Source organism: Burkholderia sp. BCC1988 (genome assembly GCF_905339895.1).
Classification (GTDB): Bacteria; Pseudomonadota; Gammaproteobacteria; order Burkholderiales; family Burkholderiaceae; genus Burkholderia.
The window spans coordinates 354955-376152 of sequence record NZ_CAJPHA010000003.1; the positions used below are offsets into that span (position 1 = coordinate 354955).

A 21198-nucleotide genomic window follows, 5' to 3' on the forward strand; every position below is an offset into this window, starting at 1 on the left:
CAGGGCCGCCGTGCGGGTTCAATGCCGGGCGATCCGCGGCGAGCTTTTGCTGCTTTCCGTCACCGGGCGCCCGCCTTCCTCATCGTTGCTGCGGGCCCAGAAGAACCGGTCGGGCAGGTACGCGCCCATGCCGGGCCGGAACGCGTCGCGCACGGCCTGGTACAGGTATTCCTGCGCCTCGCGCACCGCTTCGGGCGGCTCCTGGCCATTCGCGAGCAGTGCCGCGATCGCCGCGCCGAGCGTATCGGTGATGCCCATCAACCGGTGCGGCGAGCGATCCCACATGTCTTCGCGAAGCTGGCCTTCCTCGCCGTACAGCGTGTTGACGAGCCGGTGCGAGCCCGTCTCCGACGACAGGATGTACTCGCAGCCCTGCGACAGCAGGTGCGACACGGCCGCGTCGAGATTCGGCGCCTCGGCATCGCCGTCCGGCTGCGCGAGCGCGATCAGCGTCGCGTGGTCGGCGACCAGCAGCGTCGTCTGCGGCGCGAGCAGGTCGGCGATCGATTCGCGCAGGTCGTCGGCGGCGAGCACGTGTTCGTCGTCGAGCGTGAAGTCCGGCGCGAGCACGAGCGGCACGCCGTCGTAGTCGGCGACCACTTCGGCGATCGCGCTCACGACTTCCGCGCGCGTCGCCGCGCCGATCTTGAACGCGGCGACCGGCATGTCCTCGAGCAGCATGCGCGCCTGGGCGGCGACGACATCGGGATCGAGACCGGTCACTTCGTCGCAGGCGGCCGAGTCGCGCACGGTATAGCCCGTCAGGACGGACACGCCGTGGCAGCCCATGCTCGCCAGTGTCATCAGATCGGCTTGGAGGCCGGAGCCGCCGGTGGGATCGGACAGGCCGAAGGTGAGGACGATCGGAGGGGCGTTGCTGGACATGTAAAAATGGGGCAAGAAAAAAACGGGGAAGCGACGGAACTGCGGACGGCGAGGCGAAGTGGGCGTTTGGGCCCTGTGTTGCCCGGCAGGCCGCACTTTCCAGCCATTATGCGGCGGAATCCGGCCCGCACGACGGATTTTTTAGCGCAGCGCAACGTAGTCGCCGTACTCCAGCGCGATTGCTAGGCAGTCCGGCCCCGACACGGTACCATCATGGCTCCCGAATTTACCGACTTTTCCCGACGCGGCTTAAGATGGAATACAAGAGCTGGATGTGCCTGATTTGTGGCTGGATTTATGACGAAGAAGCCGGGCTGCCCGAAGAGGGCATTGCCCCGGGCACGCGCTGGGAAGACGTCCCGATCAACTGGACGTGCCCCGAGTGCGGCGCTCGCAAGGAAGACTTCGAGATGGTCCAGATCTGACCGGACCTCGGCCAACGGACACCCGGCTGCGGCCTCGCGGTTGCCCGGTGCTTGCGCACCGCGGCCGGCGCGAGCGACTTGACGATGACAGGCGCGCGTGTCCATGACGGCCGATCCGGCGAACGTTCCCCACCCTGACGCATTACCCAACCCGCGCGGCGGGGCCGTGCGCGCGGCCGACGCGTGGCTCGCGGCGGCCGCCGACGCATTCGAGCGTCGCGACGACGCGGCCGCGCCGCTGTCGGCCGCTGCCGCCGTGCTGGCGGAGGCCGGCTGGCTGCCGGCCGCCCGATTCGCGGGGCAACTCGCCGCCGCGGCGCCGCTCGCCGCCGCCGAACCGGCTTGCGCCGCCTGGCGCCTCGCGTTGCGCGACTTCAGCGCGGCGGTCGGGCGCCACAATCTGCGCGAGCTGGCCTGCTCGCCCGTCCTGTTCGACCATTTCCGTGCGCTGCGTGCGCAAAGCTCGGCCGACCTGCACGCGAGCGTGCCGCTCGACGCGCTGGCACTCGTCGGGCGCGCGATGCCGCCGGCGACGCTGCGCGCGCTGCCCGACGCATTCGCGAGCCGCGCGCGGGCCCGTTACGAGCAGGCGCTGCTCGGCGTGCTGCGCGCGCCGCACGGCACGCCGGACGCGGCGCTCGACGAGCTCGACACGACCCTGACCGCGCTGGCCGACGACGCGCCGTACGACTTCTGGCGACTCGCCGCCGCGTGCCTGCGCGCACTGCGCGCCTGCGCCGCGCCCGAATTGAAGCGTTTCCTCGCACGGACCAACCTGCTGCTCGGCGAGCACGCGCAGGGCAGGCGCAGCGCGCCGCCGGCGCTCGTGCGCGAGACGGTTGCGTTGCTGTGGCGCGATTTCGCGCTGTTCGGCGCGGCCGCGGAAGACGTCGCGCTCGTCGACGTGCTGCACGACTATGGGCTGACCGTGGACTGGCACGTCGCCGGCACGCCCGCGTCCGAGGCGCTGTGGGAAGCCGGCGCGGCGCAGGCCGAGCATGAGGCGGTCGCGGCGGCACCCACCCGCATGCTCGGCGTCGTGACCGTCAACGCGCATGCGTATGAGGATTTCCTGCAGACGGCCGACGCGTCGATGGCCGATCTGGCCGTCGATGCGGGTGCGGCCGATGCGGGGGCCGCATGGCGCGCATCCGCGGCCGCCTACCGGGTCGGTACGGCCGCATGGGCGCTCGGGCTCGGTCACGCGGCGCTGCTGGCCGACACGCTCGGGCTCGCGTGGCGCCGTGCCGCACACGGCCTGCCGCTCGCCGACGGCGGGCTCGACGCGCACGGCCGGGCATCCGACCTGCTGCGCGGCGCGCTGCTGAAGATCGCCGCAGGGGTGGCGCCGCCGGACCTGACCGCGGCGTCCGAGGCGCTCGGCGCGGCGCTCGCCCGGACCTGATGCGCAACGGGGCGCGACCGCGGCGGCAGCCCTTGCCACGCGGGCCGGCAACACGCTGCCGACAGCGCCCGCGCGCGTGTTAGAGTGCCATGTGATCCGCGCGCGTCGTTGCCAGCGTCGTGCGGCGTTGCTTGTTGATCGCGGCCCGGTCAGGCCGCGGCGTCTTTGCTAAAATTCAAACCATGTCAAAGCCTTCCGATCGCATCAATCTCACCAACCAGTTCCTGATCGCCATGCCGAACATGGCGGATCCGACGTTTTCAGGAACGGTGGTCTATCTTTGCGATCACAGCGAGCGCGGTGCGCTCGGCCTCGTCATCAATCGGCCCACCGACATCGACCTCGAATCGCTGTTCAGCCGCATCGACCTGAAGCTCGACATCGAGCCGCTGCTGCACATTCCCGTGTACTTCGGCGGCCCGGTCCAGACCGAGCGCGGCTTCGTGCTGCACGAGCCGGTCGAGGGCGCGAACTACAACTCGTCCATGTCGGTCGAGGGCGGGCTCGAGATGACGACGTCGAAGGACGTGCTCGAGGCGGTCGCGACGGGCACCGGCCCGAAGCGCTTCCTGCTGACGCTCGGCCACGCCGGCTGGGGCGCCGGGCAGCTCGAGGAAGAAATTTCCCGCAACGGCTGGCTGACGGTCGCCGCCGATCCGCGCATCGTGTTCGACACGCCGGCCGAGGAGCGTTTCGAAGCCGCACTTGGCCTGCTCGGCGTCAGCTCGTCGATGCTGTCCGGCGAAGCAGGGCACGCATGAGCGGCGCGAGCGCGCGCGATGCGACGCTCCTGGCGTTCGATTACGGCGAGAAGCGGATCGGCGTCGCGATCGGCAATGCGCTGACGCGCTCGGCTCGCGCCCTCGTCGTGATTCCCAACCTGAACCGCGAGCACCGCTTCAAGGCGGTCGGCGAACTGCTGGCCGAATGGCGGCCGGACGCGCTCGTCGTCGGCCTGCCGATGCATCCGGACGGCACGCCGCACGACATGACGCAGCAGGCGAAGCGTTTCGGCAACCAGCTGAACGGCCGCTTCGGGCTGCCCGTCACGTGGGTCGACGAACGCTATTCGTCGGTCGAGGCCGAGGCCGGGCTGCGCGAGCGCAACGTGCGCGGCCGCGCACGCGCCGAGATACTCGATGCCGAGGCCGCGCGCGTGATCCTTCAACAGTATCTCGATCAATTGTCCGACCATGAGCACCATTGATGCCGACGCGCTCTACCGCGTCCTGCTCGATCAGATCCGCGACGCATACGGCACGGCCTTCGCCGAGCCGGGCGGCCCGCGGCTCGCCGGCATTCACAGCGGCGGCGCCTGGCTCGCCGAGCGCCTCGCGCGCGATCTCGGCGCGCCGGGATTCGGCGTCGTGAACGTCGCGCTGCATCGCGACGACTACGCGAAGAAGGGGCTGCACAGCCAGGCGAGCCCCACGTCGCTGCCGTTCGAGGTCGACGGCGCGCGCATCGTGCTCGTCGACGACGTGCTGTACACCGGCCGCACCGTGCGCGCCGCGCTCAACGAACTGTTCGACTACGGCCGTCCGGCCGCGGTCGAGCTTGCGGTGCTCGCCGATCGCGGCGGCCGCGAACTGCCGGTCGCCGCGCGTTTCGCGGGCGGCACCGTCGACGTGCCGACCGATGCGACGCTCGTGCTCGCGCGCGACGAAGCCGCGCAGCTCACGCTGCGCATCGAGGCGCACGGCGCCTGAGCGAACCGCGCAACCGTATCCCGGGCCGCCGGTTCGTACCGCGGCCCGTTTGCATAGTTGGAATCACGCACACCATGACCACCGACACCACTGGCCGCACCGGCAATCCCGCCGCGGCCGCGAGCCCCGAGCGGTTCCGCTACGGTTTCCTGAAGGGCAACCCGCAGCTCACGAAAAACGGCGAGTTGAAACACCTGCTGTCGATCGAGGGCCTGCCGCGCTCGATCGTCAACCACATCCTCGACACGGCCGAGCAGTTCGTCAGCGTGACGGACCGCGAGGTGAAGAAGGTGCCGCTCCTGCGCGGCAAGTCGGTGTTCAACCTGTTCTTCGAGAACTCGACGCGCACGCGCACGACCTTCGAGATCGCCGCGACGCGCCTGTCGGCCGACGTGCTGAACCTGAACATCAACGCGTCGTCGACGAGCAAGGGCGAGTCGCTGCTCGACACGATCAACAACCTGTCGGCGATGCATGCCGACCTGTTCGTCGTGCGCCATGCGTCGAGCGGCGCGCCGTACCTGATCGCCGAGCACTGCGCGCCGCACGTGCACGTGATCAACGCGGGCGACGGCCGTCATGCGCACCCGACGCAGGGCCTGCTCGACATGTACACGATCCGTCACTACAAGCGCGACTTCACGAAGCTGCGCGTGGCGATCGTCGGCGACATCCTGCATTCGCGCGTCGCGCGCTCGGACATCCACGCGCTCACCACGCTCGGCGTGCCGGAAGTGCGCGCGATCGGCCCGCGCACGCTGCTGCCGGGCGGCCTCGAGCAGATGGGCGTGAAGGTGTTCCACAACCTCGACGAAGGCCTGAAGGGCGTCGACGTGATCATCATGCTGCGCCTGCAGAACGAGCGGATGAGCGGCGCGCTGCTGCCGTCCGCGCAGGAATATTTCAAGACGTGGGGCCTGACGCCCGAGCGCCTCGCGCTCGCCGCACCCGACGCGATCGTGATGCACCCGGGCCCGATGAACCGCGGCGTCGAGATCGACTCGCAGGTCGCCGACGGCCCGCAGTCGGTGATCCTCAACCAGGTCACGTTCGGCATCGCCGTGCGGATGGCGGTGATGGGCATCGTCGCCGGCAACAGCGACTGAGCCCGCTTTCGCGCATCCTTATTCACGCAATCAACGCATTTACAGACAGCGCATGAAGATTCATATCAAAGGCGGCACGCTGATCGACCCGGTCGCCGGCACCGAGCGGCAGGCCGACGTATTCGTCGCGGACGGCAAGATCGCCGCGCTCGCGGCAGCAGGTGCGGCACCGGCCGGTTTCGACGCGGACAAGGCGATCGACGCGTCGGGCCTGATCGTCGCCCCCGGTCTCGTCGACCTGTGCGCGCGGCTGCGCGAGCCCGGCTACGAGCACAAGGCGACGCTCGCGTCCGAGATGGCCGCGGCCGTCGCGGGCGGCGTGACGACCCTCGTGTGCCCGCCGGACACCGACCCCGTGCTCGACGAGCCGGGCCTCGTCGAGATGCTCAAGTTCCGTGCCCGCAACCTGCACCAGGCGAACGTCCATCCGCTCGGCGCGCTCACCGTCGGCCTCAAGGGCGAAGTGATCACCGAGATGGTCGCGCTGACCGAATCGGGCTGCGTCGGCTTCACGCATGCGAACGTGCCGGTGCGCGACACGCAGGTGCTGCTGCGCGCGCTGCAATACGCGAGCACCTACGGCTACACGACGTGGCTGCGTCCGCTCGATGCGTTCATCGGCCGCGGCGGCGTCGCCGCGAGCGGCGCGCTCGCGTCGCGGCTCGGGCTGTCCGGCGTGCCGGTCGCGGCCGAGACGATCGCGCTGCACACGATCTTCGAACTGATGCGCGTGACGGGCGCGCGCGTGCACCTTGCGCGCCTGTCGTCCGCGGCCGGCCTTGCGCTCGTGCGTGAAGCGAAGGCCGAGGGGCTGCCCGTGACGTGCGACGTCGGCGTGAACCACCTGCACCTGATCGACGTCGACATCGGCTACTTCGATTCGCAGTTCCGGCTGGACCCGCCACTGCGCGGCGAGCGCGATCGCGAAGCGATCCGCGCGGCGCTCGCCGACGGCACGATCGATGCGATCTGCTCCGATCACACGCCGGTCGACGACGACGAGAAGTTGCTGCCGTTCGCCGAGGCGACACCCGGAGCGACGGGGCTCGAACTGTTGTTGTCGCTGACGGTGAAGTGGGCCGATGAAACCGGCACGCCGCTCGCGCAGGCGCTGCGCCGCATCACGGCCGCGCCGGCCGACGTGCTGCAGTTGCCGGCGGGCCGCCTGGCCGAAGGCGGCGCGGCCGACCTGTGCGTGTTCGACCCGCGCGCGCACTGGCGCGTCGAGCCGCGCGTGCTGAAGAGCCAGGGCCACAACTCGCCGTTCCTCGGCTACGAACTGCCGGCCTGCGTGCGTGCGACGCTCGTGGCGGGGCAGGTCGCGTTCGAGCGTCACTGAACCCAGCCGGATCTTCGCCATGACCGCTCTTCGCAAGCTGCGTCTCGTCTTTCACCTGCTGCGCGGCATGGCGATCGTCGCGCTGCGCTTTTCGCATGTCACGCCCGCGCGCCGCGCCGAAATGACGCGCCGCTGGTCGCTCAAGATGCTGCGGATCTGCGGAATGCGCCTCGTCGTCCACAACGACGGCGCGCGGCTCGACGCGAGCGCGCTCGTGGTCGGCAATCACGTGTCGTGGCTCGACATCTACGCGATCAACGCATGGCGGCCGACGCCGTTCGTGTCGAAGGCCGAGGTGCGGCAGTGGCCGGTCGTCGGCTGGCTCGCCGAGAAGCTCGATACCGTGTTCCTGCAGCGCGAGAAGCGTACCGAGGCGATGCGGATCATGCACGAGATGGCCGAGCGCCTGCGCGGCGGCGGGCTGATGTGCGTGTTTCCGGAAGGCACCACGTCGGACGGGCAGGCGCTGCTGCCGTTCCATGCGAACCTGTTCCAGGCCGCGGTGTCGGCCGGCTGCGCGGTGCAGCCGGTCTGCCTGATGTACGAGGACGCGCAGCGGCGGCAGTCGGTCGCGCCGGCCTACACGGGCGAACTGTCGCTCGGGACGTCGCTCGACATGGTGTTGCGCGGCGGCCCGCTCGTCGCGCATCTCTACGTGTGCGAGCCGATCGCGCCGGGCGGTGATCGGCGCACGACGTCGGCGGCGGCCCGCGATGCGATCGCCGCCGCGCTGGCGACGTTGCAGGAGAAGGTCGGCAAGCCGTCGGCCGAGTCGCTCGCGGAGCTGGCGAAGCATGCGTATCCGGCGACCGAGCTCGGTGGCGGTGCGGCGGGTGAGGCGGCGGCCGAGGAGCCGGTGCCGGGGCGGGAGGGGTGATGCTTCATTCCGCCCGCACGCCGCGCGTGCGGGTCATTCGCCGCCCGGCGTGCGGCACGCGTCGCACTGCACCTGCGTGACCGTACGCTGTGCCGGGTCGGCCGTCAGTCGCACGGCCGACAACTGATTTCCCCATACGCACCCCGAATCGAGCGCGACGACGTTGTCGCGCAGCATCAGGCCGAGCGCGGCCCAGTGACCGAACACGACCGTTACGTTTTCGGTGCGGCGCGCCGGTACGTCGAACCACGGCAGGTAGCCCGGTGGCGCGCTGTCGGGGCCGCCGTTCGCCTTGAACTCCATCGCGCCATCGGGCGTGCAGAACCGCAAGCGCGTGAACGCGTTGAACGCGACACGCATCCGGTCGCGTTTTTTCAGGTTCGGACTCCATTGATTCGGTTCGTTGCCGTACAGGCCTTGAAGCGTGTCGCGCCAGTCGGGGGCGCGCAGTGCCCGCTGGAGTTCGTCAGCGAGTTCGAGCGCGAGCGATGTGTCCCATTGCGGCAGTACGCCCGCGTGCACGAGCAGCATGTCGTTTTCGAAGTGCGCGAACGGGCGGTGGCGGACCCAGTCCAGCAACGCGTCGGCGTCGGGGGCGTCGAGGATTTCGCCGATCGTGTCGCCCGGGCGTTCGGTGCGGATGCCGGCTGACACCGCGAGCAGATGGAGGTCGTGGTTGCCGAGCACGACGGTCGCGCGCGGGCCGAGGTCGACCAGCACGCGCAGCGCGGCAAGGGAGTCGGGGCCGCGGTTGACGATGTCGCCGGCGATCCAGAGCGGGGTGTCGGCGGGGGCTGAAAGCTTTTCGGACAGCGACTGGAAAGCTGAATGACAGCCTTGGATGTCGCCGATGGCGATGGGGGTGCGGGTCATGAGAGGCGGATCCTGCGGGTTTCCCGGAAAAAAGAAAAATAATCGGAATTCAGCGTGATTTTTGGGTCGATGTTCTCGGAAATTCGCTTGATTTGGTGGGAAATTCCGTTGCCGGCAAGGGTGCGGAGCGCTGTATCAAGTTGTTAGCAGCATGGCTTTTGCGCCGCGCGGCTCCCTATAATTGTCGTTTTCCCGAACAAAATTAGCATTTCATGACTTTGGCGGACATGTTGAACGGTTAAAATTCCCGGTCTGATGTACCGAACACAATACTGACAAATTTGACGCGGCCAGCGCCCGATAGTGCGGGCCGCGCACTACGAGAGGGAACCTCATGATTCTGGTTACGGGCGGCGCAGGGTTTATCGGTGCCAACTTTGTACTCGACTGGCTGCGCGATTCCGACGAGGCAGTGCTCAATGTCGACAAGCTGACTTATGCAGGCAACCTCCGTACGCTGCAGTCGCTGGACGGAAATCCGAACCATGTGTTCGCACGCGTCGACATCTGCGATCGTACCGCGCTCGACGCACTGTTCGCCGAGCACAAGCCGCGCGCGGTCCTGCACTTCGCAGCCGAAAGCCACGTCGACCGCTCGATCCACGGCCCGGCCGATTTCGTGCAGACCAACGTCGTCGGCACGTTCACGCTGCTGGAGGCAACCCGCCAATACTGGAACGGCCTGAACGACGCCGACAAGGCGGCATTCCGGTTTCTGCACGTGTCGACCGACGAGGTGTTCGGGTCGCTGTCGGCGACCGATCCGCAGTTTTCCGAGACGACGCCCTATGCGCCGAACAGCCCCTATTCGGCAACGAAGGCAGGCTCGGACCATCTGGTGCGCGCGTACCATCATACGTACGGCCTGCCGACGCTGACGACGAACTGTTCGAACAACTACGGCCCGTACCAGTTCCCCGAGAAGCTGATCCCGCTGATGATCGCGAATGCGCTCGCCGGCAAGCCACTGCCCGTGTACGGCGACGGCCAGAACGTGCGCGACTGGCTGTATGTCGGCGACCACTGCAGCGCGATCCGTGAAGTGCTCGCGCGCGGCGTGCCGGGCGAGACGTACAACGTCGGCGGCTGGAACGAGAAGAAGAACCTCGAGGTCGTGCATACGCTGTGCGATCTGCTCGACAAGGCGCGCCCGAAGGCGGCCGGTTCGTATCGCGACCAGATCACCTACGTGACGGATCGCCCGGGCCACGATCGCCGCTATGCGATCGATGCGCGCAAGCTCGAGCGCGAACTTGGCTGGAAGCCGGCGGAAACGTTCGAGACCGGCCTCGCGAAGACCGTCGACTGGTATCTCGACAATCAGGTCTGGGCCGACGAAGTCGCGTCGGGCGAGTACCGCAAGTGGGTCGAAACCAACTACGCGAAACGCGCTTGAGGAGACTTGCGATGGCACGTAAAGGCATCATTCTCGCGGGCGGTTCGGGCACTCGGCTGTATCCGATCACACACGTCGTCTCGAAGCAGCTGCTGCCGGTGTACGACAAGCCGATGATCTACTATCCACTGTCGACGCTGATGGTCGCAGGCATTCGCGACGTGCTGATCATCTCGACGCCGCAAGACACGCCGCGCTTCGAGTCGATGCTCGGCGACGGCAGCCAGTGGGGGATGAACATCCAGTATGCGGTGCAGCCGTCGCCCGACGGCCTCGCGCAGGCGTTCATCATCGGCAAGGAATTCGTCGGCAACGATCCGTCGGCGCTGATCCTCGGCGACAACATCTTCTACGGCCACGATCTCGCGAAGCAGCTCGAGCGTGCGCACGCGCAGGAAGCCGGCGCGACGGTGTTCGCGTATCACGTGCACGATCCGGAGCGTTATGGCGTCGTCGAGTTCGACAAGTCGTTCCGCGCGCTGTCGATCGAAGAGAAACCGGCGCAGCCGCGTTCGAACTACGCGGTGACCGGCCTGTATTTCTACGACAACCGGGTGTGCGACATCGCGGCCGACATCAAGCCGTCGCCGCGTGGCGAGCTGGAAATCACCGATGTCAATTCGCGGTATCTGAAGGACGGTGCGCTCAACGTCGAGATCATGGGGCGCGGCTATGCGTGGCTCGATACCGGCACGCACGATTCGCTGATTGAGGCGGCCAGCTTCATCGCGACGCTGCAGAAGCGGCAGGGTCTCGTGGTCGCGTGCCCGGAAGAGATTGCCTACCGCCGCAACTGGATCGACGCGGAGCAAGTGCTGAAGCTGGCACAGCCGCTCTCGAAAAACGCGTACGGGCAGTACCTCAAGAACATTCTCACGGATCAAGTCGCATGGCCATCCAAGTAACGGCGACGGCGCTGCCCGAAGTCAAGATCATCGAGCCGAAAGTGTTCGGCGACGCGCGCGGGTTCTTCTACGAAAGTTTCAACGGGAAGGAATTCGCCGAGCAGGTCGAACCCGGCATCGAATTCGTGCAGGACAACCATTCGCGCTCGTCGAAGGGCGTGCTGCGCGGGCTGCATTACCAGATCCAGCACGCGCAGGGGAAGCTCGTGCGCGTCGTCGAGGGCGAGGTGTTCGACGTCGCGGTCGATATTCGCAAGCAGTCGCCGAACTTCGGCAAGTGGGTCGGTGTGGTGCTGTCGAACGACAATCATAGACAACTGTGGGTGCCGCCCGGCTTTGCGCACGGGTTCGTCGTGCTGTCGGAGGCCGCGCAGTTCCTCTACAAGACGACCGATTACTGGTTCCCCGAGCACGAGCGGAGCATCGTCTGGAACGATCCCGAAATCGGGATCGAGTGGCCGATCGATTTCGAACCGCTGCTGGCCGCGAAGGATGCGGCCGGCAAGCGTTTGAGCGAAGCCGAAGTCTATGCGTGAGGTGGGTGTGAAACCTGAACCGACGATTCTCGTGACGGGTGTGAACGGGCAGGTCGGGTTCGAACTGCTGCGCTCGCTGCAAGGCCTGGGGCGCGTCGTGGCATGTGACCGTTCGATGCTCGATCTGTCCGATCTTGATCGGGTGCGCGGCGTCGTTCGCGAGCTGAAGCCGTCGATCATCGTGAATCCGGCCGCGTATACGGCGGTCGACAAGGCGGAGACGGACGTCGATGCGGCACGTCGGCTGAACGCCGATGTGCCGCGCGCGTTTGCGGAGGAAGCAGCCCGCATCGGCGCGGCGCTGGTTCATTATTCGACCGACTACGTGTTCGACGGCACCAAAGAGGGTGCCTATGTCGAAACGGATGCGACCAACCCGCAGAACGTCTATGGTCTGACCAAGCTCGAGGGCGAACAGGCGATCGCTGCGACCGGGTGTGCGCATTTGATCTTGCGGACGAGCTGGGTTTACGGGCGGCGCGGCAAGAACTTTCTGCTGACGATGCTGAAGCTCGGCAGTGAGCGTCCGGAATTGCGTGTGGTCGCGGACCAGATCGGCGCGCCGACCTGGTCGAAAACCATTGCAACGGCAACGTCGCATATCGTGGCTCAGGCGCTGGCGGCCGAGGGCGCGGACTGGTGGACGCAGCGTTCCGGCGTCTACCATTTCACGTCGGCCGGGGCGACTTCGTGGCACGGCTTTGCCGAAGCCATCTTCGCGAATGCGCTGGGCGAGCGTGCGCCCAAGGTCGTGCCGATCCCGGCGAGCGACTATCCGGTGCCTGCCAAGCGCCCGTCCAATTCCCGACTGTCGCACGACAAGCTGACCGAGACGTTCGGGCTGCGGTTGCCGGACTGGGCCGATGCGCTGAAGCTGTGCCTGAGTGAGTAACTTGGACCCGCATCCCCCGCATCAGGAGCGCACCGGTGTCGTGATCGTGTTCTATCGACCGGATCACGGTTGCGTGGCGCGCGCGAATCGACTTGCCAAAGTATGGCCGTGCGTCGTGGTCGACAACACGGAGAGCGTGTCCACGCCGGCTGCGCTTGGGCTCGACGCGCGCGTCGACTACATCGCAAACGGCGCGAACCTCGGCATTGCGACGGCGCTCAACCAGGGCATCGAACGGCTGATCGAAACAGGCTGCCGGTCGACATTGCTGTTCGATCAGGACAGCGAACCCTCGGACGAGTTGCTGATTGAGTTGCCCCGGACGCTGGCAGCCGAGCGCATGCGCAATCGTCGCGTGGCGCTGGTCGGGCCCGCGTACGAGGATGCGCGACTGGGCGGTGTGGCGCCGTTCGTCCGCTTCGGCTACCTGAAGCTGCGCCGCATTCAGCCGGAAGGGGTGCAACCGATCGACGTCGACTTCCTGATCACGTCGGGATCGTGCGTGAATCTCGACGTGTGGCGTGACATCGGCCCGATGGACGACGCGCTGTTCATCGACTTCGTCGATCTCGAATGGTGTGTCCGGGCGCGGGCGAAAGGCTATTCCGTGCTCGGGGCTCCGGCGTTGCGGCTGACGCATGAACTGGGCGGCGAGCCGGTCAAGGTTTTCGGACGAAGCTATCCCGGCCACGGCCCGGTTCGGCATTATTATCTGTTCCGCAATGCGATCGCGCTGATTCGGCGCGCCTATGTGCCATGGAGCTGGAAGTCGACGGAACTCGTCAAGATGCCGGTCCGGCTTGCGATCTACGCGCTGTTCATGCAACCTCGCCTCGCGCACCTGCGGTTGTCGCTGCTGGGGATCTGGCACGGCCTGACCGGTCGTACCGGCGCGCTATGACGCGCATGGGACGCTGTTTTTCAATCTTCACTCAATTAGAAAGCTCGCATGCTGACTCTTTCACTTGCTGACCTCAAACAGAGCATTGCGTCCTGGCGGTTGTGGACGCTGCTCGGCTGGCTCGAAATCCGGCAGCGCTACGCGCGCTCGCGGGTCGGGCCGTTCTGGCTCACGATCAGCATGGGCGTGATGATTACTTCGCTCGGCGTTGTTTATGGCACGTTGTTCGGGCAGAAGATGAATGAATATCTGCCGTTCCTCGCATCGAGCATCGTGCTGTGGGGGTTGTTCTCGCAGACGATCCAGGAGGGGAGCGTTGCATATATCAATAGTGGGTCCTATATCCGTCAGGTCCCCACCCCAAAGCTAATCTACATTCTTCAAGTCGTGTGGCGGAACCTGATCGTACTGGCTCATAACTTTGTCATCATCATTGGTCTTCTGGTCATTTTTGGTGTAAAGAACTGGGAGACGCTGCCGATGTTCATTCCCGGGTTGTTCGTCTACCTGCTGAATGCGATGTGGATCGCAATGCTGACAAGTCTGTTGTCGGCACGCTTTCGCGATCTCCCACAGATTATCGGTGCGCTGCTTCAAGTCGCCTTCTACGTCACGCCCATTATCTTCCGTCCCAATGCGCTGAACCGGTTTTCGTTCATCGTCGAATGGAATCCGCTTGCGTACCTGATCGATGTCGTGCGCGGTCCGCTGATCGGACAAATGCCCAGCGCGTTGACATGGGAAGTGACCGTTGGCATGGCGCTCGTCGGATGGCCGATCGCGCTGCTGATGACAGGTCGTTATCTGAAACGTCTGCCGTACTGGATCTGAAGAGGACGACATGGCACACATCGAATTGAAGAACGTGACACTGGATCTGCCGATCTACGACGTGCAGGGCCGTTCGCTGAAGAAGCAGGTGCTTCGCATGGGGCGGCGCAACCGGATTGCTGAGGGTAACGACGGGGTCATCGTGGTACGTGCGCTCGACGACCTTAGTTTTCGCTTTGAACGCGGGGACCGCGTCGGACTCATTGGGCACAATGGCGCAGGGAAGTCGACGCTGCTGCGAGCAATGGCGGGTATTTATCCTCCGACGGCCGGTACGTTGTCGCGTGAGGGCAAGGTCGTGCCGCTGCTCGACATCAGCCTTGGCATGGACGAGAACTCGACGGGCATGCAAAACATCCGTCTGCGAGGCTTGTTGCTGGGCATGACGGATGCGGAAATTCGCGAGAAGCAGAGTGACATCGCTGCGTTCAGTGAGTTGGGCGACTATCTGGATCTCCCGATTCGCACGTATTCGAGCGGGATGAAGATGCGACTCGCCTTTGCTGTGTCGACGTCGGTTGATGCCGAGATTCTGTTGCTCGACGAAGTCATGGGCGTGGGCGATGCATCGTTCATGCATAAGGCGGAAACGCGTCTCGCCGATCTGCACAGCCGAGCCGAAATCGTCGTGCTCGCGATGCATTCGAACAGTGAGATCCGGAAAGTATGTAACAAGGTACTCTGGATGGAGCGCGGACAGGTGCGTGCGTTTGGTGGGGTCGAAGAAATTCTGTCCGTTTATGAAGTGGAGATGGCGGGCTGATACGTAGCGGGATTTTGCGCATGACGACCCGCTCGGTCTTCCGATTTCGCCATAGTAAGTTATGCAAAAAGTAAACATGCCTGATTCTCGTGAGTTACCCGTCAAGCCGCGTGACGCCGCCCTAAGTTCAGGTTCCTCCGCGTGCATTTCGCCCGTCTCGTTCTGGACGCCACGACACGTCGTTGAATCCGCGTGGCTCGAACATGCACCGTTCGCCTTTTGGCTCATCGATGTCCTGAAGCCCAGAACTGTCGTTGAGCTCGGAACGCACACGGGCTTTTCGTTTCTCGCGTTCTGCCAAGCAATTCAGCAACTTGATCTGCCAACCTCGTGCTACGCAATTGACACGTGGCAGGGCGACGAGCATGCGGGGTTCTATGGCGCAAGCGTGTTCGATACGCTCAGTGCCGTGCAAACGAGGGAGTTCGGTGATTTCTCACGTCTGATACGGGCACGTTTCGACGAAGCGCTTTCCGGGTTTGGCGACGGCACGATCGACTTGCTTCATGTGGATGGGCGTCATCGCTACGAAGATGTCGTCGAGGACTATTCGACGTGGAAGTCGAAGCTATCGGAACGTGGTGTCGTGCTCTTTCACGATACCAATGTGCGGGAGCGCGATTTTGGCGTATGGCGTTACTGGGAAGAGTTGCGGACGTGCTTTCCGTCGTTCGAATTCATTCACGGTCATGGACTCGGCGTGCTGTGTCCAGGCGCCGAAATTCCCGATGGAATACGGCCGCTGATCGAGGCCGCTGAAAGTGATCGGGAGAGTATTCGTCGGATGTATGCTCGCTTGGGCGCGGCGGTATCGCTTCGTTACCAGCTGGACGTTGTGCATGGCCAGTTGGGTGCGGTACATCAAGAGCTGGGTACTGCAAACAGCCAGTTGGGTGCGGCACATCGAGAGCTGGATACTGCAAACAGCCAGTTGGGTGCGGTGCATCAGCAGTTGGATGTCGCACACGATCAGTTAGCGGTCGCAAACAACCAGATTGAGGAGCGCGATGCGGCCGTTGCGCAGTTGGAGGAGCGGCTGCACGAGACAGCACGCGACCTCGCAAAAAAATCCGACGAAGCGCGGCGATTGGGTGCGCAACTCAGCGAGCATGTGAATGCGATGCGCAAACAGCAGCACGTGATCGACCAGAGCACTGCACGCATCGAATCGATTAAGGAGATTGCTCGTGGACGCGGCCGTGTCGATATTCCGTCGACGTTGCAGCAGCGTCCGACTGCCTCGTCAGAGAGTCGCGAAATTGTGTTGAACAAGCTGGGCCACGAACTCGACGAGCTTGTGTTGGCGGTTGACGAGTTGCGTCAGGAAATGGCTGCAACCGAGGTTCGCAAGCAAGAATGGCAGGCGAGTGCGATGCGAACCGAACAGGAGTTGAACACTATTCGGGCCAGCACGATGTGGCGCGCATTCCTCAAGGTGCGCGCGATGGTCGTGATGATGCCGCCCAGCCTTCGCACGACGGTTCGCAAGATGCTGAAGGCCGCATGGTGGGCCGCGACGCCACACCGCATGTCGGCGCGTCTGCGTTTTCTGCGCGCGAGACGGGCCGCGAGCACGGCGCACGTTAACGTTTCCGATCATGCACGCTATTCCGAAGGCCAGTATCTCGTATACACACCAACGGGCGGGGGCGACGCGGACGCTCGCGGTGGGCGGTACGATCTATCCGGCACAGCGGGTGGTTACGTATACATCCCGCCGCGCAAGCCCGACGATATTGACGCCCGCATTGCTGCGCTCGCCGTGCAGCCGACGTTCTCTATTGTCGTACCGCTTTACAATACGCCGCCTGACTTGCTCGACGCGATGATTGGCTCAGTGTTCGCACAGTGGTATCCGCACTGGGAGCTGGTGCTGGTCGACGACAAGAGTCCGTCACCAGTCGTTCGTGAGCGTCTCGCCAAGCTCGATGACCCGCGCATCAAGATCATTCTGCTCGATGACAATCGTGGTATTTCCGGCGCAACCAATGCAGGTCTGGAAGCGTCGCAGGGCGACTACATCGTGTTTTTCGATCACGATGACGAACTAACGTGCGACTGTCTATTCGAGCTTGCGAAATGCATTGCTTCAGAGGATCCCGACTTCCTTTACAGCGATGAGGATAAGATCGAGCCCGACGGGACTTACGGTCAGCCGTTCTTTAAGCCGGACTGGTCCCCGGATACGATGATGAGCACGATGTATACGTGCCACGTGTCGTGCGTGCGTCGGTCGCTGCAGCAACGCATCGGTGGTTTGCGTTCGGAGTTCGACGGCAGTCAAGATTGGGATTTCGTGCTACGCGTCACGGAGCAAGCGAACAAGATCAGTCACGTCCGGAAAGTGCTCTATCACTGGCGGGTGATCCCTGCGTCGGTTGCCTCCGACCTAAACGCAAAGCCTTACGCAGTTGATGCCGGACGTCGTGCCCGCCAGGCAGCAATAGAACGCCGCGGCTTGACCGGGACGATGGAGCCGGTACGGCAGTTGCCTGGATATTTTCGTGCAAGCTATGCGTACAGCGGCGAACCGACGATCTCAATCGTCATTCCGAGTAAGGACAATGGCGATGTATTGAAGCGGTGCGTTGAGTCGATTAGGAACAAGTCAACGTACCGCAAATTCGAAATCATCTTGATCGACAACGGATCGAGGGATGCGGACACACTCCGGTCATTTGGCGATATGTCCCAGATGCAAGGCGTGAAAGTGCTTCGTCACGACGTGCCGTTCAATTATTCCGAGATCAACAATGTGGGTGTTCGCGAATCGGTCGGCGAATTTCTGGTGTTTTTGAACGACGACACCGAAGTCGTTAGCGAAACGTGGCTTTCTGACATGCTCGGATATGCACAGCTCAGTCACATTGGAGCCGTCGGCGCGAAGCTAATCTACCCGGGAGGACGCCAGGTGCAGCACGCCGGCCTAGTGAATCTCGCGGACGGTCCGAATCACGCGTTTCTATTGGAGCACGCCGATTCTCCCGGCTACTTCGCGCGGAACCTGCTTGAGTACAACTGGATTGGCGTGACGGGCGCGTGTCTGATGTTGAGCCGTGAAAAATTCGACCGGATCGGTGGATTCGATGAGGCATTCCCCGTCGCATACAACGACGTCGACCTGTGCTTCCGTCTCGTCAAGGCCGGTTTGTACAACGTCGTCTGTCCGGGCGTCGAGCTGATTCACTACGAATCGCTGAGCCGGGGGCGCGACGACGCGAATGCGCAGAAAGTCAAGCGCCTCGCGCGCGACAAGGAACGCCTGTACCTCAAGCATCCCGACTTCTATATGTTCGATCCGTTTCACAACCCGAATCTGGATCAGCAGGATGTCAACTTCGTGATTCCCGTAGCGTAAGCGCGATTAGGATCTTTCATGGAACTCAAAAATCTTGATAGCGCCTTGCCTGATCTGCCGCTGACCCGACTGCAAGATTCGATCGCCTCTGCCGAGGCAATTTCGTTCGACATTTTCGACACGCTGTTCGTGCGTCTGCTGCGCGATCCGGAAGACGTCTTTGACCTGCTCGGACACCGGTACGGCATTGCGAATTTCCGTGCGCTTCGCCAGCAGGCGCAACAACGTGCGTTTCAACGAATGCACGAAGCCGGGGACGAGGAGATCACGCTCGACGGGATCTACGCGTGTTTCGACGCTGTCGGCGTGCCCGCCGCGACGCTGCGCGACGCCGAACTTGATCTCGAACTCACCGTCACGGTCCCGAACCCGCGCCTGATTGAGGTGTTCAACGCGGCCATCGCGGACAAGCCGGTCGTGATCACATCGGACATGTACCTGCCACGTGCATTCTTCGATGAACTGTTCCGCCGTCACGGGCTGCGTCCGTCGGGCGTGTTCGTGTCATCGGAGCGTAATGCGACGAAACGCGATCGCGGTGCGCTGTTCGACATCGTGGCTCGAGAGCTGGGCGTCGCGCCTGCACGCATCCTGCACATCGGTGACAACCCGATGTCGGACATCACCCGGGCGCAGGAGCGCGGCTTCTCGACGTTTCATTACGTCGATACGGTCGTGGCGAGCAAGGTCGACTTGTCGACGCCACTTGCTTCACTAGGAAGCGGGTTGCCCCGAGTGATCCTGGATGGGCCGTCGGTTGGCACGTTCGGTGATCTTGGATTGCGTTACGGCGGGCCGGGTGCTGTCGGTTTCCTCGATTGGATCGTGGATCGGTCGCGGCAGGACCGCATCGACCACGTGCTGTTCGTATCGCGTGACGGTTACGTGCTCGAGCGTATGGCGCGCGACCTGAATGAAAAGGTACTGCCACCATTCTCGTACTTCAAGGGGTCGCGCGTCGCATTTGCGACGGCCGCCGCGAACGAAGCGAATTTCGACGAGCTGACCGATTTCTTCATCGCTGGTGCACACGGTCTGCGACCGATCGAGGTGTTCGAGCGGATTGGCGTGACACCGCCCGCCGACACCGTGATGAATGATATCGGGCTCGGCGCGAATGTTGTCGTTGACGATAGCAACCTACAGAAGGTGCGGGGGCTGCTGCGCGCGTGCCGCGCGGACATCCTGCGCGTGTGTCGCCGTAATCGTCGCGGATTATTTCAGTATCTAGTGGAACTCGGTATCAGACCGCACATGCGGGTCGCCGTCGTCGATGTCGGATGGAACGGCACCGCGCAAGAGATGCTCGTACGTGCACTGCAGGGTCTAATGGATATTGAATTGCATGGCTACTATTTCTGCCTGAACGACTCGGAGCAAACGCGGGCACGCGAACGGACGATGCGAATGAGCGCGCTGCTGTCGCGAACGTCGATCGACTCTGCACGTCTCGCCAAGGTATATGCGAACCGTGTGGCGGTCGAGCTGTTCTTCTCGGCGCCGCATGATGCGGTGATTGGTTACGAACCTGCATTAGATGGCCAAGTCGGTTCGGTCGAAGACCCGGGACGAAATCCGATGCCGCGACAGCGTGACATATCGAGCGAAATCGTCGCCGGCATGCTGACTTTCAGCCGGCAGTTCAGGGCAAGCAGGGCGCTGCTGGGGCTGAAGGAAGATCCGCTCGATACAGTGGCGCCGCTCGTTCATTACGTTGAGCGCCTCGATCAGGCATCGCTCGAGTTGCTGGGCGAAGTGGAAAACTTCGACGCTTGGGCCAGCACACGCAATGCGCGGATGAGACTGGCGAGTTATATCGAAAGAAGCGCTATCGAGTAAGGTGAGGAGGGGCGCGGGAACCTTGCCACATCCGCTGCTATTCGGCCCTCCGCGCTGGAGTCCGACCAGGTTCGGGAAGGTTCCCCACGAAGACCGTTGCAATGCTGGATAGCGACGGCGGTGTCTCATTCAGACCGTGGATTCACTTCAAATGACGGTCATCCTTGAAAAGGGCTCAATCGGGTACTGATCGAGCCTGGTGTGCAACGGTGAGCGCGACTAGAGACAGTATGGTTTCGGCGCGGTTTCTGTAGGTGTGATCGCGGCGGGTTCGTTGTTGCGCGGCTAGTGCAATGTCCGTTGCCCGCTTTGCGTCATCTCGCAGCATTTCGATATGTCGGCGAAGTTCCACGGGCGAATCGAACAATAGGATTTCCCCGTTCTGTTCGCTGTAGTAGTCGTCGATTTCGAATCCTTCGACAAACATGCACTGTACGGTGCCGGCGGCGGCGGCTTCGAACGTGCGAGGGCCGGGCGTCGATGCGTCCAACTTGAAGCGCTCGTTGGCCAGATCGAACCGGCGGCCCATATTCAATGTGACGAGGGACGTTGCGTGCAGTTTCGGAAGGTCAGTGTTCGGTATTCGACGATTGTCTGCAAAGGGCAAATCGTCTGGCCACTCGGCACCCAGGACCTCCACTTTGAATCCGCGAAGAGAGCTCGCACAGTCTCGCAGCAGTTGGATGCGATTCGCAAAGCCGACGCCGCAGAAGAATACGTCGCGAGACTTCGTTTGCCCTGGCTCTTGGAAATGAGCATCAAGATCCGCGGCCAGTGGCAGATGATGTACGTTCGGATGGTCGTAGTGTGTTGAACTCCAGCGGTCGTTCGAAAACACGATATCCGCAAGCGGAATGATCTTCTGTGAATAGTCAAACTCATATGGGTCGTCATGCAGCCAGAAGGCAACGCATGCGCCCGTGTCGAGTGCGACTTGCTTCAGATCGAGGTAGTGGCAAACGGAAGGCATACACGAACCGAACACGACGATCAGATCGGGGTGGGTCGAACGTGCAAGTGTTGCGGTGCTTTCGAGCGAACATGCTTGAACACTCGTCACACCGGGTAGACCCTCGAACCCGTTGGCAACGTAGCCGCGTAAGGTGGCGTTGTTATTGACGGAGTCAGGCGATGCGCCAGAAATGAGTACGTTCATTG

The 21198-nt window shown here is 63.7% G+C and carries 20 protein-coding genes; 17 read left to right on the forward strand and 3 right to left on the reverse strand.

Going from position 1 to position 21198, the window contains the following annotated elements:
• Nucleotides 1–18: 18 nt before the first annotated feature.
• Nucleotides 19–885, reverse strand: coding sequence for a hydroxymethylpyrimidine/phosphomethylpyrimidine kinase (locus U4012_RS06450; RefSeq protein ID WP_059466951.1), 867 nt, complete (start codon nt 883–885; stop codon nt 19–21).
• A gap of 254 nt (nt 886–1139) precedes the next feature.
• Here U4012_RS06450 and U4012_RS06455 point away from each other — a divergent pair, with 254 nt between their 5' ends.
• The 8 genes from U4012_RS06455 (at nt 1140) to U4012_RS06490 (ending at nt 7746) form a co-directional block, all read left to right on the forward strand.
• Nucleotides 1140–1310, forward strand: coding sequence for a rubredoxin (locus U4012_RS06455; protein WP_004186709.1), 171 nt, complete (start codon nt 1140–1142; stop codon nt 1308–1310).
• Between the two features lie 103 nt (nt 1311–1413).
• A complete protein-coding gene (locus U4012_RS06460) occupies nt 1414–2715 on the forward strand; it encodes a hypothetical protein (RefSeq protein WP_321797033.1) in 1302 nt (433 codons plus the stop codon).
• Nucleotides 2716–2897: 182 nt separating this feature from the next.
• On the forward strand, nt 2898–3476 hold the full coding sequence (locus U4012_RS06465; protein WP_044846295.1) for a YqgE/AlgH family protein: 579 nt from the start codon (nt 2898–2900) through the stop codon (nt 3474–3476).
• Nucleotides 3473–3922: a Holliday junction resolvase RuvX gene (gene ruvX / locus U4012_RS06470; protein WP_124488742.1), complete on the forward strand. Its 450-nt coding sequence runs from the start codon at nt 3473–3475 to the stop codon at nt 3920–3922. The genes U4012_RS06465 and ruvX overlap by 4 nt, the downstream gene beginning before the upstream one ends.
• Nucleotides 3909–4424, forward strand: coding sequence for a bifunctional pyr operon transcriptional regulator/uracil phosphoribosyltransferase PyrR (gene pyrR / locus U4012_RS06475; RefSeq protein ID WP_321797037.1), 516 nt, complete (start codon nt 3909–3911; stop codon nt 4422–4424). The genes ruvX and pyrR overlap by 14 nt, the downstream gene beginning before the upstream one ends.
• Nucleotides 4425–4498: 74 nt before the next feature.
• A complete protein-coding gene (locus U4012_RS06480) occupies nt 4499–5530 on the forward strand; it encodes an aspartate carbamoyltransferase catalytic subunit (RefSeq protein ID WP_044846292.1) in 1032 nt (343 codons plus the stop codon).
• A 52-nt stretch (nt 5531–5582) separates the two neighbouring features.
• Entirely contained in the window at nt 5583–6869 is a 1287-nt protein-coding gene (locus U4012_RS06485) for a dihydroorotase (protein ID WP_321797041.1), read from the forward strand.
• Between the two features lie 19 nt (nt 6870–6888).
• Nucleotides 6889–7746: a lysophospholipid acyltransferase family protein gene (locus U4012_RS06490; RefSeq protein WP_321797043.1), complete on the forward strand. Its 858-nt coding sequence runs from the start codon at nt 6889–6891 to the stop codon at nt 7744–7746.
• 33 nt (nt 7747–7779) lie between these two features.
• Here the strand turns inward: U4012_RS06490 and U4012_RS06495 are convergent, their stop codons facing one another.
• Entirely contained in the window at nt 7780–8619 is an 840-nt protein-coding gene (locus U4012_RS06495) for a symmetrical bis(5'-nucleosyl)-tetraphosphatase (protein WP_321797046.1), read from the reverse strand.
• Between the two features lie 334 nt (nt 8620–8953).
• Between U4012_RS06495 and rfbB the strand changes: the two genes are divergently transcribed.
• The 9 genes from rfbB to U4012_RS06540 all read left to right on the forward strand — a co-directional run bounded on the left by rfbB (nt 8954) and on the right by U4012_RS06540 (nt 20040).
• Nucleotides 8954–10015, forward strand: a complete 1062-nt coding sequence (gene rfbB / locus U4012_RS06500; protein WP_321797048.1) for a dTDP-glucose 4,6-dehydratase — start codon at nt 8954–8956, stop codon at nt 10013–10015.
• Between the two features lie 11 nt (nt 10016–10026).
• Nucleotides 10027–10920, forward strand: coding sequence for a glucose-1-phosphate thymidylyltransferase RfbA (rfbA, locus tag U4012_RS06505; protein ID WP_044846287.1), 894 nt, complete (start codon nt 10027–10029; stop codon nt 10918–10920).
• A complete protein-coding gene (gene rfbC, locus U4012_RS06510) occupies nt 10905–11456 on the forward strand; it encodes a dTDP-4-dehydrorhamnose 3,5-epimerase (RefSeq protein WP_044846286.1) in 552 nt (183 codons plus the stop codon). Before rfbA ends, rfbC begins: the two co-directional genes overlap by 16 nt.
• Entirely contained in the window at nt 11449–12348 is a 900-nt protein-coding gene (gene rfbD / locus U4012_RS06515) for a dTDP-4-dehydrorhamnose reductase (protein WP_321797052.1), read from the forward strand. Before rfbC ends, rfbD begins: the two co-directional genes overlap by 8 nt.
• Nucleotides 12341–13249, forward strand: coding sequence for a glycosyltransferase family 2 protein (locus U4012_RS06520; protein ID WP_321797054.1), 909 nt, complete (start codon nt 12341–12343; stop codon nt 13247–13249). Before rfbD ends, U4012_RS06520 begins: the two co-directional genes overlap by 8 nt.
• Nucleotides 13250–13297: 48 nt before the next feature.
• Entirely contained in the window at nt 13298–14080 is a 783-nt protein-coding gene (locus U4012_RS06525) for an ABC transporter permease (protein WP_124667222.1), read from the forward strand.
• Between the two features lie 10 nt (nt 14081–14090).
• Nucleotides 14091–14843: an ABC transporter ATP-binding protein gene (locus tag U4012_RS06530; RefSeq protein WP_124667223.1), complete on the forward strand. Its 753-nt coding sequence runs from the start codon at nt 14091–14093 to the stop codon at nt 14841–14843.
• Nucleotides 14844–14919: 76 nt separating this feature from the next.
• Complete coding sequence (locus U4012_RS06535) at nt 14920–18201, forward strand: glycosyltransferase (protein WP_321797059.1); 3282 nt, start codon at nt 14920–14922, stop codon at nt 18199–18201.
• A gap of 18 nt (nt 18202–18219) precedes the next feature.
• Nucleotides 18220–20040, forward strand: a complete 1821-nt coding sequence (locus U4012_RS06540) for a hydrolase (RefSeq protein WP_321797061.1) — start codon at nt 18220–18222, stop codon at nt 20038–20040.
• A gap of 175 nt (nt 20041–20215) precedes the next feature.
• Here the strand turns inward: U4012_RS06540 and U4012_RS06545 are convergent, their stop codons facing one another.
• Entirely contained in the window at nt 20216–21196 is a 981-nt protein-coding gene (locus U4012_RS06545) for a glycosyltransferase family protein (RefSeq protein WP_321797064.1), read from the reverse strand.
• Nucleotides 21197–21198: the final 2 nt, after the last annotated feature.

Excerpts from the sequence above, each read along its gene's own strand:
- U4012_RS06450 (WP_059466951.1), bottom strand. The coding sequence starts at position 885 with ATGTCCAGCAACGCCCCTCCGATCGTCCTCACCTTCGGCCTGTCCGAT.
- U4012_RS06455 (WP_004186709.1), top strand. The coding sequence starts at position 1,140 with ATGGAATACAAGAGCTGGATGTGCCTGATTTGTGGCTGGATTTATGAC.
- U4012_RS06460 (WP_321797033.1), top strand. The coding sequence starts at position 1,414 with ATGACGGCCGATCCGGCGAACGTTCCCCACCCTGACGCATTACCCAAC.
- U4012_RS06465 (WP_044846295.1), top strand. The coding sequence starts at position 2,898 with ATGTCAAAGCCTTCCGATCGCATCAATCTCACCAACCAGTTCCTGATC.
- ruvX (WP_124488742.1), top strand. The coding sequence starts at position 3,473 with ATGAGCGGCGCGAGCGCGCGCGATGCGACGCTCCTGGCGTTCGATTAC.
- pyrR (WP_321797037.1), top strand. The coding sequence starts at position 3,909 with ATGAGCACCATTGATGCCGACGCGCTCTACCGCGTCCTGCTCGATCAG.
- U4012_RS06480 (WP_044846292.1), top strand. The coding sequence starts at position 4,499 with ATGACCACCGACACCACTGGCCGCACCGGCAATCCCGCCGCGGCCGCG.
- U4012_RS06485 (WP_321797041.1), top strand. The coding sequence starts at position 5,583 with ATGAAGATTCATATCAAAGGCGGCACGCTGATCGACCCGGTCGCCGGC.
- U4012_RS06490 (WP_321797043.1), top strand. The coding sequence starts at position 6,889 with ATGACCGCTCTTCGCAAGCTGCGTCTCGTCTTTCACCTGCTGCGCGGC.
- U4012_RS06495 (WP_321797046.1), bottom strand. The coding sequence starts at position 8,619 with ATGACCCGCACCCCCATCGCCATCGGCGACATCCAAGGCTGTCATTCA.
- rfbB (WP_321797048.1), top strand. The coding sequence starts at position 8,954 with ATGATTCTGGTTACGGGCGGCGCAGGGTTTATCGGTGCCAACTTTGTA.
- rfbA (WP_044846287.1), top strand. The coding sequence starts at position 10,027 with ATGGCACGTAAAGGCATCATTCTCGCGGGCGGTTCGGGCACTCGGCTG.
- rfbC (WP_044846286.1), top strand. The coding sequence starts at position 10,905 with ATGGCCATCCAAGTAACGGCGACGGCGCTGCCCGAAGTCAAGATCATC.
- rfbD (WP_321797052.1), top strand. The coding sequence starts at position 11,449 with ATGCGTGAGGTGGGTGTGAAACCTGAACCGACGATTCTCGTGACGGGT.
- U4012_RS06525 (WP_124667222.1), top strand. The coding sequence starts at position 13,298 with ATGCTGACTCTTTCACTTGCTGACCTCAAACAGAGCATTGCGTCCTGG.
- U4012_RS06530 (WP_124667223.1), top strand. The coding sequence starts at position 14,091 with ATGGCACACATCGAATTGAAGAACGTGACACTGGATCTGCCGATCTAC.
- U4012_RS06535 (WP_321797059.1), top strand. The coding sequence starts at position 14,920 with ATGCCTGATTCTCGTGAGTTACCCGTCAAGCCGCGTGACGCCGCCCTA.
- U4012_RS06540 (WP_321797061.1), top strand. The coding sequence starts at position 18,220 with ATGGAACTCAAAAATCTTGATAGCGCCTTGCCTGATCTGCCGCTGACC.
- U4012_RS06545 (WP_321797064.1), bottom strand. The coding sequence starts at position 21,196 with ATGAACGTACTCATTTCTGGCGCATCGCCTGACTCCGTCAATAACAAC.